This window comes from Streptomyces sp. NPDC089799 (assembly GCF_040684755.1).
Taxonomy (GTDB): domain Bacteria; phylum Actinomycetota; class Actinomycetes; order Streptomycetales; family Streptomycetaceae; genus Streptomyces.
The window spans coordinates 1-16738 of sequence record NZ_JBFBGR010000052.1 but is presented as its reverse complement, the minus strand read 5'-3'; the positions used below and the strand labels follow the sequence as shown (position 1 = coordinate 16738).

Sequence of the window (16738 nt, the reverse complement as noted above, 5' to 3'; positions counted from 1 at the left end):
ATCAGTACGGTATCCGCCGAACGGGTGAGATTGGACCAGGACCCCCTTGTCACCCGCCCGATGATCCGACAGGTCACCGGCCTGTGACCAGCCCTCAACCAGCCGTTTGCCACCCGGTTCCGCGCCCGGCGTGCGCCCGCCCGTACGGCCGCACACCACGCATCCGTTCGCCTTCGCCACTCACCCGTTCACGTTCACTCCCCCGCGGCGGGCGCGTCGTCCACCGGCAGGGCCGCCTTCCGCGCCGCGTCCGGGCCGTCCGCCAGCAGGACTTCGAAGCCGGCGTCGTCCAGCACCGCCAGCTTCAGCTGCACGGCCTTGTCGTACTTCGACCCCGGGTTCTCGCCGACCACCACGAAGGAGGTCTTCTTCGAGACCGAGCCCGTCACCTTCGCACCCCGGCTCTGCAGGGCCTCCTTGGCGCCGTCCCGGGTGTGGTTCTGCAAAGTGCCGGTGACCACCACGGTGAGGCCCTCCAGCGGACGGGGCCCCTCCTCCTCGCCGGTGCTCTCCTCCTCCATCCGCACGCCGGCGGCCCGCCACTTGCGCAGGATCTCCTGGTGCCAGTCCTCCGCGAACCACTCCTTGACGGAGGCGGCGATGATGGCCCCCACGCCGTCGGTGGCGGCCAGCTCCTCCTCGGTGGCCTGCTCGATCCGCTCGATGGAGCGGAACTCGCGGGCCAGTGCGGCCGCGGCGACGGGCCCGACGTGACGGATCGACAGGCCGTTGATGATCCGGGCGAGCGGACGGGACTTGGCCTCCTCGATGTTGGCCAGCATGGCCACGGTGTTGGACTTGGCCTCACCCTGCTTGTTGGCGAAGAAGGTGACCACCTTGGGCTCACCGGTCTTCGGGTCGATCTTGGGCTGGCCGGAGTCCTGGTCACGGACGTAGGAGGTGATGGGCAGGAGCTGCTCCAGCGTCAGGTCGAACAGGTCGCCCTCGTTCGCCATCGGCGGCTCCGCGGGCTCCAGCGGCTGGGTGAGGGCCGCGGAAGCGACGTAGCCGAAGTTCTTGATGTCCAGGCTGGACCGCCCGACGAGGTAGAACAGGCGCTCGCGCAGCTGGGCCGGACAGGTCCGCCCGTTCGGACAGCGGAGGTCGATGTCCCCCTCCTTCATGGGCCGCAGCGCCGTGCCGCACTCCGGGCACTGCGCCGGCATCACGAACTCCCGTTCGGTGCCGTCCCGCAGGTCCACCACCGGCCCGAGGATCTCGGGGATGACGTCGCCGGCCTTGCGCAGCACCACGGTGTCCCCGATGAGCACGCCCTTGGCCTTGACCACGTCCTGGTTGTGCAGGGTGGCGAACTCCACCTCGGAGCCGGCCACCGTCACCGGCTCCACCTGCGCGTACGGGGTGACCCGGCCGGTGCGGCCGACGCCCACCTTGATGTCGATGAGCTTGGTGTTGACCTCCTCCGGCGCGTACTTCCAGGCGATCGCCCAGCGCGGGGCGCGCGCCGTGGAGCCCAGCCGGCCCTGCAGCGGGATCTGGTCCAGCTTGACGACCACGCCGTCGATCTCGTGCTCGACCGAGTGCCGGTTCTCCCCGAAGTGCTCGATGAAGGACCGGACTTCCGCCAGGGTGCCGACCACGCGGTTGTGCCGGGCGGTGGGCAGGCCCCACTCGTGCAGGAGTTCGTACGCCTCGGAGAGCCGGCCGATGTCGAAGCCCTCGCGGGCGCCGAGGCCGTGCACCACCATGTGCAGCGGGCGGGTCGCCGTGACCTTGGGATCCTTCTGCCGCAGTGAGCCGGCCGCGGCGTTGCGCGGGTTGGCGAAGGGCTTGTCCCCGGCCTCGACCAGCCGGGCGTTGAGCTCCTCGAACTTCTCCATCGGGAAGAAGACCTCGCCGCGGATCTCCACCAGCTCCGGGACCCGGTCGCCCCGGAGGCGGTGCGGGATCTCGGTGATCGTCCGCACGTTCGGCGTGATGTCCTCGCCGGTGCGTCCGTCGCCGCGGGTGGCGGCCCGGGTGAGCCGGCCGTTCTCGTAGGTGAGGTTGACGGCGAGGCCGTCCACCTTGAGCTCGCACAGGAAGTGGAACACCGAGGAGCCCACGTCCCGGGTGACCCGGTCGGCCCAGGCCGAGAGCTCCTCCTCGTCGAAGGCGTTGTCGAGGGACATCATCCGCTCGCGGTGCTCGACGGACGCGAAGTCCGTCTCGTACGCCCCGGCCACCTTCTGGGTGGGCGAGTCGGGCGTGCGCAGCTCCGGGTACTGCCCCTCCAGCGCCTCCAGGGAGCGCAGCAGCTTGTCGAACTCGGCGTCGCTGACGACCGGCTGGTCCTTCACGTAGTACCGGAAGCGGTGCTCCTCGACCTGCTCGGCCAGGAGTCGGTGCTGCTCGCGCACCTCCGCCGGTACCGTCTCCTGCTGTTCGGCTGCCATGCCCCGTCCTCCCGTGGGTCCGTCACTCAGGGTTGTCGGCGAGCGACCTCGCCGCCCTGGCGCAGTGGGCCAGGGCCGCACGGGCGTAGGCGGGCGAGGCGCCCGCCAGACCGCACGAAGGGGTGACCACCACGGACTCGGCGAGAGTCCCCGGGGACAGCCCCAACCTGCGCCAAAGCTTCCTGACACCCATGACGCTACCGGCAGGGTCCGACAACGCGGTGTCGGTGCCCGGCACCACTCCGGTGAAGAGTTTCAGGCCGGCCTCCACCGACTCGCCGATGGCGTCGTCCTCGCGCTCGGTGAGCAGCGAGAAATCGAACGAAACCCCCGTGGCGCCCGCCCGCCGCAGCAGCGCGAAGGGCACCGCGGGCGCGCAGGAGTGGACGGTCACGGCCCCGTCGTGGACGGCGAAGAGGTCCCGCAGCGCGCTCTCGACCACCTGCCGGTCCACGGCCCGGTAGGTGCGGTAGCCGCTCGCGGTCCGCACCCGCCCCTGGAGCACGGCGGTGAGGGAGGGTTCGTCGAACTGCAGCACGATCTCGGCGCCGGGCACCCGCTTGCGCACGTCGGCCAGGTGGTTGCGGAGCCCCTCGGCCAGGGATCCGGCGAGGTCCCGGCAGGCGCCCGGGTCCTGGAGGACCGCCTCGCCGCCGTGCAGCTCCAGGGCGGTGGCCAGCGTCCACGGCCCGACGGCCTGCACCTTCAGCCGCCCCTGATAGCCCTGGGTGAACTCCTCCAGGGCGTCGAGGTCCTCGCCGAGCCAGGACCGGGCGCGCCGGGTGTCCCGGCCGGGCCGGTCGCTGATCCGCCAGCCGCTGGGCTCGACGTGCGCGTACAGGTCGACGAGCAGGCCGAGGGAACGGCCGATCATGTCGGCGCCGGGGCCGCGGGCGGGCAGCTCCGGCAGGTACACGAAGTCCTCGAAGGAGCCGGTCACCGTCTTGGCGGCCTCCCGGGCGTCCCCGCCGGGCATCGAGCCGATGCCGGTGGCGCCTCCGCCGGGGTGCGTCGTGCTCATCGCCCCGGCCGTACGGTCAGGTCGTTGACCTCGGCGTCGCGCGGCAGGTCGACGGCCATCAGGACGGTGGTGGCCACGGACTCCGGGTCGATCCAGGCCTCCGGGTCGTACTCCTTGCCCTCCTGGGAGTGCACCTTGGCCTGCATCGGGGTGGCGGTGCGGCCGGGGTAGACGGAGGTGACCCGCACGCCGTTGGGCTTCTCCTCGCCGCGCAGCGAGTCGGCGAGGGCCTTGAGTCCGTGCTTGGAGGCGGCGTACGCGCTCCAGTCGGGGTGGGCGGTCAGTCCGGCCCCGGAGTTGACGAAGACGACCTGGCCCTGGCCGGCCCGCAGCGAGGGGAGCAGCAGCCTGGTGATCTCGGCGGGGGCGATCAGGTTCACGTTGAGCTGCTGGTGCCAGGTCTTGGGGCGCAGCTCGCCGACCGGTCCGAGGTCCACGATCCCGGCGATGTGCAGCAGGGAGTCCAGCCGGTCGGGGAGCGCCTGGTGGGAGAAGGCCCAGGAGATCCGGTCGGGGTCGGCGAGGTCGGCGACCAGCGCCCGCGATCCCGGGTAGCGGGCGGTGAGCTCCTTGCCGCGGGCGGCGTCGCGGGCCAGCAGGATGAGCTCGTCGCCGCGGGCGTGCAGGCGGGCGGCGACGGCGGCGCCGATGCCGGAGCCGGCGCCGGTGATCAGGTGAGTAGGCATGCGCCCATGCTCGCACCCCTCCGCCCCCGGCCCGGCAGCCACCGGCCGGCCGCCGCCCGCCGCCGGGCTGGGCCGGGACGGATGTCCGGCCTGTCGGCCGCTCCTACCGGAGGGTGTCCGGCCGCGGGGCCGCCCGCTGCCGGCGGACCGCCTCGCGTACGGCGGCCCGCGCGGCGGCGCGGTCGGCGGGCGGCTGCGCGAACCGGCCCGCCGACACCCGCTCGTGCCGCGTCCAGTCGTCCTCCCAGAACTCCACCGTCCAGCCGGGCCACCGGCCGGGCACCCGGTGGGCGAGGGCCTCGGCCCCGGTCAGCCACCAGCCCACCCGCCGCCGTTCCGGATCCACGTGCAGGCCGGCCTCCGCGCACCCGTGGCGGCGGCCGTGGCCGGGGGCTGCGGCCAGCCGGTCGAGCAGGGCCGGGCCTTCGGCGGCCGGGTGGTCGCTGACCGCCGCGAGCAGATGGCACCCCTCGGTGCCGACGGTCACCACCGTGACGTACGGGTCGTCCTCGGCACGCTTCTCCCCGGGGCCGAGCGCCGGGCACGGCAGGGCCGGCACGGCGAGGCCGCGGTCGTCGTCGGGGTCCAGGCCGGCGTGGCGGCGCAGGCCGGTCTGGCCGTCGTAGGACCACTCGATGCGCCAGCCGGGCCACGCCTCGGCGAGCAGCTCGAACACGGCCGCCCGGGTCCGCGGGTCGACGGCGGCGGCCTCCCAGGCGAAGGTGAGCAGGACCTTGCGGGCGGGGTCCAGCAGGACGCCCGCCGCGACGGAGTCGTCGTCGCGCGGCGGGTGCGGCTCGTCGGCCCGGCGCTGCAGCCGGGGCAGCAGGACGCCGGGGCCGGCGAGGAGGAGTTCGAGGTCGAAGCCGATGGCACCCCACTCGTCGCCGGTCCAGCGGCAGCCGTCCGGGCCGACGAAGGCATAGGCGACCGGGTCGGACACGTGCTGCGCCCTACAGGCCCGCGGCTTCGCGGAGGGCGGCGGCGGTCTTCGTGGCGTCGTAGCCCGGCGGGACGCCGTCGACCAGCAGGATCTCGCCGGCGATGTGGTCGGCGCGCAGCGGGATGATGGCCTGGTAGGCGTCGGAGGCGTACCAGGCGCGGGCCGTCTCCATGTCGGGGAAGCCGATGACGACGAGCTGGGAGGGGAAGGTGCCCTCCAGGACCTCGGCCTGGCTGCCGTGCACGAGGAAGCGGCCGCCGAAGGGGTCCATCGTGGACTGGATCTCCTCGATGTAGCGGAGGATGTCCTCGTTCATGGTCTCGGGCCGGATGATGCCTATCGCGTATGCGGTCATGGGCCGATCATGCCCGGGGCACGACCCCGGAGTCGATTACCTCCGGGGTCATGCCGGGCCGTTGTGCGTCAGTCGGTGAAGTACGCGCGGGTGACGGCGACTTCGGACTTGTTGCCGGCGGTGTCGACCACCGTGCCGCGCAGCGAGACGTGGCCGCCCGCGGCCGGGTTCCTCACCTGCACCGCACCGCCCTGCACGGGCAGTTCCCTCCAGGTGTAGCCGTCGTCGTAGGAGACGGACACGGTCAGGGACTTCAGGGCCTTCCCGGTGGCCGCGGCGCCCTGGACGGTGACCGGGACGCGGACCGTGCGGCCGGCCGGGGAGGTGCCGGTGAGGGTCAGGTCGGGCGTGAAGCGGACGGCCGAGGCCGGCAGCGGGGTGGGTTCCCCGGCCGGGGTGGTCGCGGAGCGGAACCACCAGGTCGCCGTCACCTTGGCGGACGTACGGGACACCGCGGCCGGCCGGGTGGTCTGGGCGACCAGCTTGTACGAGCCCGCGGCGGAGGGGACGTGGAAGGGCATGGTGTCCGCGAGCTCGGCGTCCTGGCTGCCGACGACGGCGCCGTTGCGGTACAGCACGGTCTTCGGTTTGGCGAGGAAGTCCCTGCCGTCGTGCCCGGCGCCGTCGGCCAGCAGCGGCAGCGTGCCGAACAGCTCGTCGCCCTTGCGGTAGAGGGTGAGCCCTGCGGCTGCGTCGACGCGCGGACCGGCCACGGCCCCGCCGAAGCGCTCCTTGTGGGTGGTGCCGGCCTGGTAGGCCGTCGGGCGGTCGGTCCGGTGGTGGGTCTCGTCGATCGGGAAGCCGTTCTCGTCGGCCCCGCCGGACTGGAAGGCCCCGAGGTCCCACTTCGCCCCGTCGACCGCGGACAGGTGCATCGTCACCGTGGCCGGCAGCGGGCGTTGGCTGGACAGGGAGCTCCCGCCGGAGCCGCCGGGGATCCAGCCGGTGGCGTACGCCGCGCCCTTCTTGCCGGGCGCGGAGGCGCCCTGTTCCACCACGACCGTGGCCAGGTCGGACGCCTTCAGGTGCCGGGTGTAGCCGGTGGCCAGGCGCTTCACCGTGCCGCCGAGTGCCGCGTGGTACTCCTCGTCGTCCCCGTCCCGCCAGTGGGCGTCCCACTGCTGGCTCAGGGTGCCGGGCGCCGCGTCCGGTCCCAGGCTGCGGGTGCGCAACGGGGCGTACGAGTCGAGGAACCAGCCGAATCCGTACCCCATCTCGCCCTCGGTCAGGGTGTAGCTCGGCATGGCGAAGCCCATGACGGCATTGCGGGAGGGCACGGTGATGTCGACGGGCTTGGTGGTGCGCGCGTCGAGGTTCACCGTGGTGTCGCGGGTGAGGTCGAGGCCGGGCTGGGTGATCCAGTCGACGCCCTTGGAGAGGTCGGCGGGATCGGCGACGATGCTCGCGTTGAGCAGGTAGCGGCCCTTGGGGACGCGGACGGTCTCCGACCCGGAACCGTTGTGGAAGTCGGCGCGCCGGCCGTCGGCCGCGAGTCCCACGAGGGTGGTGCCGTAGTCCTTGGCGGGCTTTCCGTCCCGGCCGATGTGCTTGAGGGTCAGGTCGTAGGACTCGACCTCGCGCTCGGCGGCCACGGCGGTACGGACGGCCTGCCCACCGGGGGCGGTCGCCACCGCGTACGCCGCGTACCTGCCGTCCACCGAGCCCAGCTTGGTGTTCAGGGTGAGCCCGACGGAGGCGGTGCCGCCGGCCGGAACGGTCACCTTGGGCGCGTCGAAGGCGAGGAAGCCGGCCGGGGCGGGCTTGCCGTCGGGGCCGGTGACGGTGACGGACAGGGCGAGGGTGACCGGGGCGTTGCCCAGGTTCCGGTAGCTGAGACGTTTCTTCTGAGGGGTGTCGTCGTGGTGCGGCCAGGGCTGTCCGGTGAAGCCCAGCGAGACCGGCTCGGCGACGACCGACTGGGCCAGCGCCCGGTCCACCGCGATCCGGCCGCTGCCCTGCTCGAACGCCGTGTACGCGCCCGGCTTGGTCGAGGCGGTCAGGATGCCCTTGAGCTCGGCGCCGGTCCGCTGCGGGTTCTGCTGCTTGAGGAGCGCGGCGGCTCCGGCGGCGTGCGGGGCGGCCATGGAGGTACCGGAGATGGTGAGGTAGCCGGCCGGGTTCTGGCCGACCTCGCGTTCGATGACGCTGCCCGGGGCCGCGGCCGCGGTGATGTCCACGCCCGGGGCGGTGACGTCCGGTTTGACGGCGCCGTCGCCGGTGCGGGGGCCGGTGGAGGAGAACCGCGCGAGGACGTCCGCGTCGTCGACGGCGCCGACGGTGAGGGCGGCGTCGGCGCTGCCCGGGGAGCCGATGGTGCCGGTCGCGGACGGGCCGCTGTTGCCCGCGGAGATGGCGAAGAGCACGCCCTTCTCGGCGGAGAGCTTGTTGACGGCGGCTTCGAGCGGGTCGATGTCGGGGCCGTCGGGTCCGCCGAGGCTGAGGTTGACCACCTGGGCACCCTGGGTGACGGCCCACTCCATGCCGGCCAGGATGCCCGAGTCGGCACCGGAGCCGTTGTCGTCGAGGACCTTGCCGTTGAGCAGCTTGGCTCCGGGGGCGACGCCCTTGAACCTGCCGCCCGTCTTGGCGCCCGTACCGGCCGCGATGGAGGCGACGTGGGTTCCGTGGCCGAAGCGGTCGGCGGGGCTGCCCGAGCCGGAGAAGTCCTGCGCGCCGATCACCTGCCCGGCGAGGTCGGGGTGGGTGGCGTCGATCCCGGTGTCCAGCACCGCGATCTTCACGCCCTTGCCGTCGTATCCGGCCGCCCACGCCTTGTCGGCGCCGATCTGCCGGGTGCTCTTGTCGAGGGTGGCCGTGCGGATGCCGTCGAGCCAGACCGTGGCGATGCCGGGGGCGGCGGTGCGCTGTGCGCCGGTGCGCCGGTCGGTGAGGGCCTCCCAGAGTGCGGCGGCGCGCCCGGCGTCCGCGCTGACCGCCTCGGCGCCCAGGAAGGCGAGGGTCCGGTCGACGTGGAGGCCGCCGGTGGAGCGCAGGACGGCCTTGGCTGCGGGGGCGGAGCCGCCCTCGTAGCGGACGATCAGCCGGAGCCGGTCGCCCCGGGCGCGGTACGCGGAGCTGCCGAGCTCGGTGACGTCGAACAGCCGGGCGTCCAGCCGGCCCTCGTCGATCAGCCGCTGTGCGTCGAACGGCACGACGCTGGTGCGGCCGTGGGCCGTCCGGACCGACACGGGTATCTTCTCGCGGCCCTTGGCGGCGGCGAAGGCGATCGGGCGGCCCCGGTCGTCGGCCGTCACGCGGTCCCCGGTGATCAGCGTGATCTGGACGGGGCCCTTCCGGCCGGGCTCGTGCTGCTGCCCGGCGCCGGAGGGCCCGGGTGCGGGTGTGGCGGAGGCGGGTGTGGCGGAGGCGGGTGTGGTCAGGCCCGCCGCGAGTGCGAGGGCGGCGGTGACCGCTAACGCAGCCGCCCCTTTCCGCCGGTTCCTGCGTGTGCGCACGTCAATTCCCCCTGGAAATGAGGCGTTCGCCCGCCGGGCGGATCTCGCTCGGCGGGCCCGCAGTATCACCCGGGGTCTGACGTGCGATCAACCATGTGTCTGAACAGTGCTGTTGGGGCTGAAGGTGCGGCGGTAGGCGGCCGGGGACACCCCGAAGGAGGTCCTCATGTGCGCACGCAGGGAGTTTGCGGAACCGAAGCCGGCCCGGTGCGCGACGAGGTCGACGGGCAGGTCCGTGGTTTCCAGCAACTGCTTGGCGAGTTCGAGCCGTTGGGCGGTGAGCCACTGCACCGGGGTCATGCCGGCCTCGTCGCGGAACCGGCGGGTGAAGGAGCGCAGGCTCATCCGGGCGTGCTCGGCGAGCCGGTCGAGGGAGAGCGGCTCGCCAAGGTGCTCCAGGGCCCAGGCCCGGGTGGCGGTGGTGCTCGCGACGGTGGGTTCGGGGACCGGGCGGTCGATGTACTGCGCCTGCCCGCCGTCCCGCCAGGGCGGTACGACGCACATCCGGGCGGCCCGGTTGGCGACGGCCGCCCCGTGGTCGCGGCGGATCATGTGCAGGCACAGGTCGACTCCGGCGGCCACGCCCGCGGAGGTGAGGACGTCGCCGTCGTCGACGAACAGGACGTCCTCGTCGACCTTGACCCGGGGGTAGGCGCTGCGGAACTCCGGGGCCAGGTTCCAGTGGGTGGTGGCCGGGCGCCCGTCGAGCAGTCCGGCCGCGGCGAGCACGTAGGACCCGGTGCAGATGGACACCAGCCGGGTGCCGGGCCGGATCCCGGCGATGGCGGCGGTGACCTCGGGCGGCAGCGGGCCGCCGCGGCCCAGCTCGGGCATGGCGTGGGTGGGCGGGAGGATCACGGTGTCGGCCCCGGCGAGGGCCTCGGGGCCGGCCGCGGGCTGCACGGTGAAGCCGGCGTCGCTGAGCACCGGGGCGCCGTCGGCGGTGCAGACGGTGACCTCGTACAGCGGGCGGCCCCCGTCGTCCACGGCGCTGCCGAAGACCCGGGAGGGGATGCCGAGCTCGAAGGGCGGCACTCCGGGCAGGGCGAGCACCGCGATCCGGTGCGGCCGGTCCGTCTGCTTTCCACACATTTCACCCATGGCCAGATCCTGTCACACAGTGGCCAAACGGCCAACACCATGACGGGCCGTGCTGCCGGATCGTTGACGACGTCGCCGGGAGACACCCGGTCGCAGCCGAAAACGGAACGGAAACGAGGCGGACATCATGCGTGCAGTGGTCGTGGAGCAGTGGGGCGGACCCGAGACCCTGGTCGAGCGCGAGGTCGAGCGCCCGGAGCCCGGCCTGAACGAGGTCCTGGTCCGGGTGCACGCGGCCGGCGTCAACCCGGTGGACTGGAAGGTGCGCGCCAGTGGCGGCCTCATCGCGTGGGGCGAGGTTCCGGTGGTCGGCTGGGACGTCTCCGGCACGGTGGAGGCCGTCGGACCCGGCGTGAGCGCGTTCCGGCCCGGTGACGAGGTCTACGGGATGCCGCTGTTCCCGCGCCAGGCGGGCGGCTACGCCGAGTACGTGGTGGCCCCGGCGCGGCACTTCGCCCCCAAGCCGGCCGGCCTGACCCACGTGGAGGCCGCGGCCCTGCCGCTGGCCGCGCTGACCGCCTGGCAGGCCCTGGTGGACGCGGCGGACGTGCGGCCCGGCGAGCGGGTGCTGGTGCACGCGGCGGCCGGCGGCGTCGGCCACTTCGCGGTGCAGATCGCCAAGGCCCGCGGCGCGTACGTGATCGGCACGGCCAGCGCCGCCAAGCACGACCTGGTCCGGGAGCTGGGCGCGGACGAGGTGGTCGACTACCGCGAGGTGCGCTTCGAGGACGTCGTCTCCGACGTGGACGTGGTGCTGGACGGCATGGGCGGGGAGAACGCCGAGCGCTCCCTGAAGGTGCTCCGGGACGGCGGCCGGCTGATCACCCTGCCCGGCCCGGACGACGTCCCCGCCGCGACGCCGGAGGGCGTGCGGGCGCAGTGGGTCCTGGTCGAGCCGGACCACCTGGGCCTGCGCGAGATCGCCGCGCTGGTGGAGCGGGGCGCCCTGAAGCCGGTCGTCGACACCGTGCTGCCGCTGGCCGAGGCCGCGAAGGCCCACGAGATCGGCGAGCGCGGCCGCACCACGGGCAAGATCGTCCTGTCCGTCGTCTGACGGACCCGTCCGTCCTGTGTACCGCCCCCGCCGACGCCGGACGGCGGGGGCGGCCGGTCAGGCCGGGGTCGTGGCGCCGGCGCGGACGGTCGAGGCGATGGTGGCGGAGCCGACCACGCGGGTGCCGTCGTAGAGGACGATCGCCTGGCCGGGGGCGACGCCCCGGACCGGCTCGGTGAAGCGCACCCTCACTTCGCCGTCCACGACCTCGGCGAAGACCTCGGTCTCGCCGCCGTGGGCGCGCAGCTGCGCGGTGTACGTGCCCGGGGCCGCGGGGGTGGAACCGCACCAGCGGGGCTTGATCGCGGTCAGGCCGGTGACGTCGAGGGACTCGACCGGGCCGACCGTGACGGTGTTGTTCACCGGGGAGATGTCCAGGACGTAGCGCGGCTTGCCGTCGGGGGCCGGGTGCCCGATGCGCAGGCCCTTGCGCTGGCCGATGGTGAAGCCGTACGCGCCGTCGTGCGAGCCGAGCCGGTTGCCCTCCTCGTCGACGATGTCGCCCTCCGCCTTGCCCAGCCGCTTGGCCAGGAAGCCCTGGGTGTCGCCGTCGGCGATGAAGCAGATGTCGTGGCTGTCGGGCTTCTTCGCCACGGCCAGGCCGCGGGCTTCGGCCTCGGCGCGGATCTCCTCCTTGGTGGTGACCGTGTCGCCGAGCGGGAAGAGCGCGTGGGCGAGCTGCCGCTCGTCGAGCACACCGAGCACGTACGACTGGTCCTTGGCCATGTCGGAGGCGCGGTGCAGTTCGCGCGAGCCGTCCTCGTTCAGCACGACCGTCGCGTAGTGGCCGGTGCAGACCGCGTCGAAGCCCAGGGCGAGGGCCTTGTCCAGCAGCGCCGCGAACTTGATCTTCTCGTTGCAGCGCAGGCACGGGTTGGGGGTGCGTCCGGCCTCGTACTCGGCGATGAAGTCCTCGACCACGTCCTCGCGGAAGCGCTCGGCGAGGTCCCAGCAGTAGAAGGGGATGCCGATCACGTCCGCGGCGCGGCGGGCGTCGCGGGAGTCCTCGATCGTGCAGCAGCCGCGCGCGCCGGTCCGGAAGGACTGCGGGTTCGCGGAGAGCGCCAGGTGGACGCCGGTCACGTCGTGCCCGGCTTCGACCGCGCGGGCGGCGGCGACGGCGGAGTCCACGCCGCCGGACATGGCAGCCAGGACGCGGAGTGGGCGGGTGGTGCGCGGCAGGGTGTCAGTCATAGCGCCATCCAGAGTACGCGGGAACCGGGCGCGGCTTCCGTGCGTTCTCGGGCGGGGAGGGGATGAGGGCCATGAGGACCAGACGGGTCGTGCTGCTGGGCGGGCTCGGCGTGCTCGCTGCGGCGGCGGTGGCCGGCCGGGAGGAGATCGAGCGCGGGTACTGGCTGCTCCCGGGGGTGTCCAAGCCCCGCAAGGAGGGCGAGCTGGACCAGCCGGGGGCGAACTGGACGGGCGCCTCCCCGGCGAACTGGCGGCTCGCGGACCGGCCGGACGACTATCCGGTGGACAGGATCGTGGTGCACGTCACGCAGGGCGGCTTCAAGTCGTCGGTGGACGCGTTCAAGAACCCCTTCCACAAGGCGTCGGCGCACTACATCGTGCGGCAGGACGGGCACATCGAGCAGATGGTGCGCGAGCTGGACGTGGCGTACCACGCGGGGAACCGCTCGATGAACGAGCGGAGCATCGGCATCGAGCACGTCGGGTTCGTGGACCGGCCGCAGGACTTCACGGCCGCGATGTACGCGTCCTCCGCGCGGCTGGCCGCGCGGATATGCAAGCAGTACGGGATCCGCCCGGACCGGAGGCACATCCTCGGCCACAGCGAGGTCCCCGGGGCCGATCACACCGACCCGGGCCCGCACTGGGACTGGGACCGCTACCTGCGCCTCGTACGGGCGGAGGTCGACCGGAACGGCTCCGACTGAGCGGGCGTCCGGCCGGGACTGCGGGCTCCGCTCCCCCCGCCTAGGCTGAACGTGTGGCCCGCTCCAGGCCGGAGGTGAGGCGATGACCGGGTTCGCGGGAGTGGCGCTGGGTGTGGGCGCCCTGCTGGTGGGGTTCGCAGCCCCGCACGGGAACGGGATCGAGGACGATCCCCCTCGGGTGATCATCGAGAAGGGCCGGCAGACGCTCGTCGACGCCAAGTCCGTGCGGATGGTGGCACAGGTCGTGGAGGCATCGGGGACCACCGGGCTGGACCTCCATTTCGACGTGGACGGCAATTGCACGGGCACCGTCACCCCGCCCGGGAACGCCGGCCGGGCGGAGCTCGTCAAGCGCGGTCAGGACGTGTGGCTGAAGCCGGACGCGAAGTTCCTCCAGGCCCAGATGCCCGGCCCGGCCGGACAGGACGCCGCCGAGGTGATCAACGGCCGCTGGATCCACGGCAACGCGGGCAACCCGGAGCTCCGTGATTTCGCGGAGGTCTGCGACCTGTCCGTCTTCCAGGACGCGTACGTGTCCAAGCCGCTCGTCGGCAAGCCGGAGAAGGGCGTCGAGACGAAGGTCGACGGCAAGCCCGCGGTCACGGCGACGAGCCGTACCGGGGCCGAGAGCACCACGTACTACGTGGCCACGGAGGGCAAGCCGTACCTGCTCCGGATCGAGGGGACCAAGGCCGGCCAGAAGGGCAAGGCCACCTTCTCCGACTACGACAAGCCGGTGCCGGCGAAGACCCCGACCAAGGCCGAGTCCGTGGAGCTGTCCAGCCTCAACTGAGTCCGGCGGTGCGGGCGCGTTCGACGGCCGGGCCGATGGCGGCGGCCAGGGCGGCCACGTCCTCCTTGGTCGAGGTGTGCCCCAGGGAGAAGCGGAGGGTGCCCCGCGCCAGGTCCGGGTCCGTGCCGGTGGCGAGCAGGACGTGGCTGGGCTGGGCGATGCCCGCGGTGCACGCCGATCCGGTGGAGCAGGCGATGCCCTGGGCGTCGAGGAGCAGGAGGAGGGAGTCCCCCTCACAGCCGGGGAAGCTGAAGTGGGCGTTGGCCGGGAGCCGGTCGTCCGGGTCGCCGCCGAGGACCGCGTCGGGGACGGCGGCGCGCACGGCGGCGATCAGCTCGTCGCGCAGGGCGCCGATCTCCTCGGCGAACTGCTCGCGCCGTTCGGCGGCGAGCTGTGCGGCGACCGCGAAGGCGGCGATGGCGGGCACGTCGAGGGTGCCGGAGCGGACGTGCCGTTCCTGACCGCCGCCGTGCAGGACGGGTACGGGGGTCTGGTCCCGGCCGAGCAGCAGGGCGCCGATGCCGTACGGGCCGCCGATCTTGTGGCCGCTGACGGTCATCGCGGCGAGGCCCGAGTCTGCGAAGCGGACGTCGAGCTGGCCGACGGCCTGGACGGCGTCGGAGTGCATGGGGATGCCGGACTCGGCGCAGATCGCGGCGAGTTCGGCGACCGGCATCACGGTGCCGATCTCGTTGTTGGCCCACATCACGGTGACCAGCGCGACGTCGTCGGGGTTGCGCTCGATCGCGGCGCGCAGGGCGTCGGGGTGCACGCGGCCGTGGTGGTCGACGGGCAGGTACTCGACGGTGGCGCCCTCGTGCTCGGCGAGCCAGTGCACGGCGTCCAGGACGGCGTGGTGCTCGACGGGGCTGGCCAGGACCCGGGTCCTGGCCGGGTCGGCGTCCCGGCGGGCCCAGTACAGGCCCTTGACGGCGAGGTTGTCCGCCTCGGTGCCGCCGGCGGTGAAGACCACCTCGCTGGGGCGCGCGCCGAGCGCCTCGGCGAGCGCCTCGCGGCCCTCCTCGACGGTTCGCCGCGCCAGGCGGCCGGCGGCGTGGAGTGCGGAGGCGTTTCCGGTGATGCCGAACCGGGCGGTCATCGCGGCTGCCGCCTCCGGCAGCATCGGGGTGGTCGCGGCGTGATCGAGATAGGCCATGGTTCCCCGATTCTACGGGCCCCGCCCCGCCCGCCATACGGGCAGGCGCACCTCGGGCGGAGCACGGAGCCCCGGGGGCCTAGCGCGGGGCGCGGGCCAGTTGGCGGGACTGGGCGACCAGGTGGTCCGCCGAGTCCCAGATCTCGGCGTCCTCCTCAAGGAAGCCGCCGGCCAGGTTGCGGGTGGTGATGGAGACGCGGAGGGGGCCGGGGGCGGGGCGGCGGCGGACGTGGGCGGTCAGTTCGACCGTCGGGGCCCAGCCGACCAGGCCGAGGTCGAAGGCGGTCGGCGGGAGGGCGTCGACGGCGAGGAGCAGGGACAGCGGGTCGGCGTCGCGGCCGTCGGCGAGCTCGAACCAGGCGCGCATGTCGCCCTTGCCGGAGGGGGCGCCGACGGCCCAGCCCGCGGTCGCCGGGTCCAGGCGGAGGCGGAGCCGGTCCACGATGGCGGTGCTGCCGGGGATGGGTGCCGGGCCGGCCTCGGCGCCGAGGCAGTGCTCGTACGCGGGCATGGCCGGCGGCACCGCGGTGGTGCGGACGTCGTCGGGCAGGGCGTCCAGGTCGCCGTAGGAGGCGAGGACCCGGATGCGTTCGATCTCCGCGCCGGTCTCCGGGTCGTACTGGAAGAGGCCGGCCTGGCCGGTGGAGAGGGTGCGGCCGGAGCGGACGACCTCGGTGCGGATCACCGCCGGGCCGGGCACCGACGCGCTCAGGTAGTGCGCGGAGACGGTGAACGGGTCGGGGTGCGGCAGGGCCTCGGCGAGCGCGCGGCCGACGAGGGCGAGCAGGTAGCCGCCGTTCACCGCGCTGATGATGGTCCAGCCGGCGGAGAGTTCGGCGTCGTACACCCCGGGCTGGTCCGCCCGCGGGGTGACGGCGGTGTCGCGGTCGAACTCGCTGTCGCCGATGGGTGCCGAGGTGCTGGTGCCGGCCGCTGCGTGCGTCATGGGGCGACCGTACACCCTTCGGTTACTAAGCGGTAGCTTTTATCTTTCCCGGGTCCCCGCCGCCCTACGGGACCTCCTCCTCCTTCACCGACGAGCGGCGGTTCCACGCCAGCGGGGCCTTCCAGTGCAGGCGCATCGCGCCCAGCCGCAGGACGAAGGTGGTGACCACCGCGATGGCCGTGGTCAGGGTGTCGAGCACGTCGAAGGCGATGAACAGGGCGACCATCGTGGCGCCGACCAGCGCCGGTACGGCGTACATCTCCCGGTCGCGGAGCAGCGAGGGCACCTCGTTGGCGAGTACGTCGCGCAGCACGCCGCCCCCGACGGCCGTGGCCACGCCCAGCGCCGCCGAGGCGGTCAGCCCGAGGCCGTACTCGTACGCCTTGGTCGTGCCGGTCACGCAGAACAGCCCGAGGCCGGCCGCGTCGAAGACGTTGATGGCCTGGTTGATCCGCTGGACCTCGGGGTGCAGGAAGAAGACGATCGCCGCGGCGATCAGCGGGGTGACGAAGAAGCTGAGCTCGCCGAAGGCGGCCGGCGGTACGGCACCGATGACGAGGTCGCGGAAGAGGCCGCCGCCGAGCGCGGTCACCAGCGCGAGGACCGCGATGCCGAAGACGTCGAAGTTCTTGCGGACGGCCAGCAGGGCGCCGGCGGTGGCGAAGACGAAGATGCCCGCGAGGTCCAGGGCGTGCTGGATGCCGGGCGGGAAGAGATCGTGGAGCACTGGCCCATTGTGTCCCGCCCCGGGCCCGGCCCTGGAATCCGGGCCTCCACAAGCGGCCGCGCGGCGGGCGGAAGGGCGGTCGGACGGAAGGGCGGCCGGCACGGCGGGGCGGGGCGGGGGGGGGGGGGGGCGGGGGCGCGGCCCGGCGGGCGGCAGGGGGCGCGGCAGCCCGCCCCCCCCCCCCCCCCCCGCCCCCGGCGGCAG

The 16738-nt window shown here is 73.6% G+C and carries 14 protein-coding genes; 3 read left to right on the top strand and 11 right to left on the bottom strand.

All coding sequences use genetic code 11. From position 1 onward, the window contains the following. Nucleotides 1-194 precede the first annotated feature (194 nt). From ligA to AB0O36_RS34690, 7 genes are all read right to left on the bottom strand, one after another. Nucleotides 195-2396: an NAD-dependent DNA ligase LigA gene (gene ligA, locus AB0O36_RS34720; RefSeq protein ID WP_365117414.1), complete on the bottom strand. Its 2202-nt coding sequence runs from the start codon at nt 2394-2396 to the stop codon at nt 195-197. A 22-nt stretch (nt 2397-2418) separates the two neighbouring features. Beyond that, nucleotides 2419-3417 (bottom strand): methionine synthase, encoded by a 999-nt coding sequence (locus AB0O36_RS34715; protein ID WP_365117412.1) that lies wholly within the window; start codon nt 3415-3417, stop codon nt 2419-2421. Next, a complete protein-coding gene (locus AB0O36_RS34710) occupies nt 3414-4103 on the bottom strand; it encodes an SDR family oxidoreductase (RefSeq protein ID WP_365117410.1) in 690 nt (229 codons plus the stop codon). Before AB0O36_RS34710 ends, AB0O36_RS34715 begins: the two co-directional genes overlap by 4 nt. A gap of 103 nt (nt 4104-4206) precedes the next feature. After that, on the bottom strand, nt 4207-5046 hold the full coding sequence (locus AB0O36_RS34705) for a hypothetical protein (RefSeq protein WP_365117407.1): 840 nt from the start codon (nt 5044-5046) through the stop codon (nt 4207-4209). Between the two features lie 10 nt (nt 5047-5056). Then, nucleotides 5057-5401 (bottom strand): DUF1330 domain-containing protein, encoded by a 345-nt coding sequence (locus AB0O36_RS34700; protein WP_365117406.1) that lies wholly within the window; start codon nt 5399-5401, stop codon nt 5057-5059. Between the two features lie 68 nt (nt 5402-5469). Further along, nucleotides 5470-8856, bottom strand: coding sequence for a S8 family serine peptidase (locus tag AB0O36_RS34695; RefSeq protein WP_365117405.1), 3387 nt, complete (start codon nt 8854-8856; stop codon nt 5470-5472). 87 nt (nt 8857-8943) lie between these two features. Beyond that, the gene (locus AB0O36_RS34690) at nt 8944-9957 is read right to left on the bottom strand and encodes a helix-turn-helix domain-containing protein (protein WP_365117404.1); all 1014 of its coding nucleotides are present in this window, start codon (nt 9955-9957) and stop codon (nt 8944-8946) included. Between the two features lie 127 nt (nt 9958-10084). Here AB0O36_RS34690 and AB0O36_RS34685 point away from each other — a divergent pair, with 127 nt between their 5' ends. Further along, nucleotides 10085-11011, top strand: a complete 927-nt coding sequence (locus tag AB0O36_RS34685) for an NADP-dependent oxidoreductase (protein ID WP_365117402.1) — start codon at nt 10085-10087, stop codon at nt 11009-11011. Nucleotides 11012-11068: 57 nt separating this feature from the next. Here the strand turns inward: AB0O36_RS34685 and mnmA are convergent, their stop codons facing one another. Next, on the bottom strand, nt 11069-12205 hold the full coding sequence (mnmA, locus tag AB0O36_RS34680) for a tRNA 2-thiouridine(34) synthase MnmA (protein ID WP_365117400.1): 1137 nt from the start codon (nt 12203-12205) through the stop codon (nt 11069-11071). A gap of 71 nt (nt 12206-12276) precedes the next feature. Here mnmA and AB0O36_RS34675 point away from each other — a divergent pair, with 71 nt between their 5' ends. Together AB0O36_RS34675 and AB0O36_RS34670 are read left to right on the top strand one after the other, a co-directional pair. Continuing rightward, nucleotides 12277-12912 (top strand): peptidoglycan recognition family protein, encoded by a 636-nt coding sequence (locus AB0O36_RS34675; protein WP_365117397.1) that lies wholly within the window; start codon nt 12277-12279, stop codon nt 12910-12912. Nucleotides 12913-12994: 82 nt separating this feature from the next. After that, nucleotides 12995-13705, top strand: a complete 711-nt coding sequence (locus AB0O36_RS34670) for a hypothetical protein (protein WP_365117394.1) — start codon at nt 12995-12997, stop codon at nt 13703-13705. Here the strand turns inward: AB0O36_RS34670 and AB0O36_RS34665 are convergent. From AB0O36_RS34665 to AB0O36_RS34655, 3 genes are all read right to left on the bottom strand, one after another. Continuing rightward, entirely contained in the window at nt 13698-14861 is a 1164-nt protein-coding gene (locus AB0O36_RS34665; protein WP_365117392.1) for a cysteine desulfurase family protein, read from the bottom strand. The two genes, AB0O36_RS34670 and AB0O36_RS34665, sit on opposite strands and share 8 nt — an antisense overlap. Before the next feature lie 79 nt (nt 14862-14940). Next, nucleotides 14941-15807 (bottom strand): thioesterase family protein, encoded by an 867-nt coding sequence (locus AB0O36_RS34660; protein WP_365117390.1) that lies wholly within the window; start codon nt 15805-15807, stop codon nt 14941-14943. A 64-nt stretch (nt 15808-15871) separates the two neighbouring features. Continuing rightward, on the bottom strand, nt 15872-16534 hold the full coding sequence (locus AB0O36_RS34655) for a trimeric intracellular cation channel family protein (protein WP_365117388.1): 663 nt from the start codon (nt 16532-16534) through the stop codon (nt 15872-15874). Nucleotides 16535-16738: the final 204 nt, after the last annotated feature.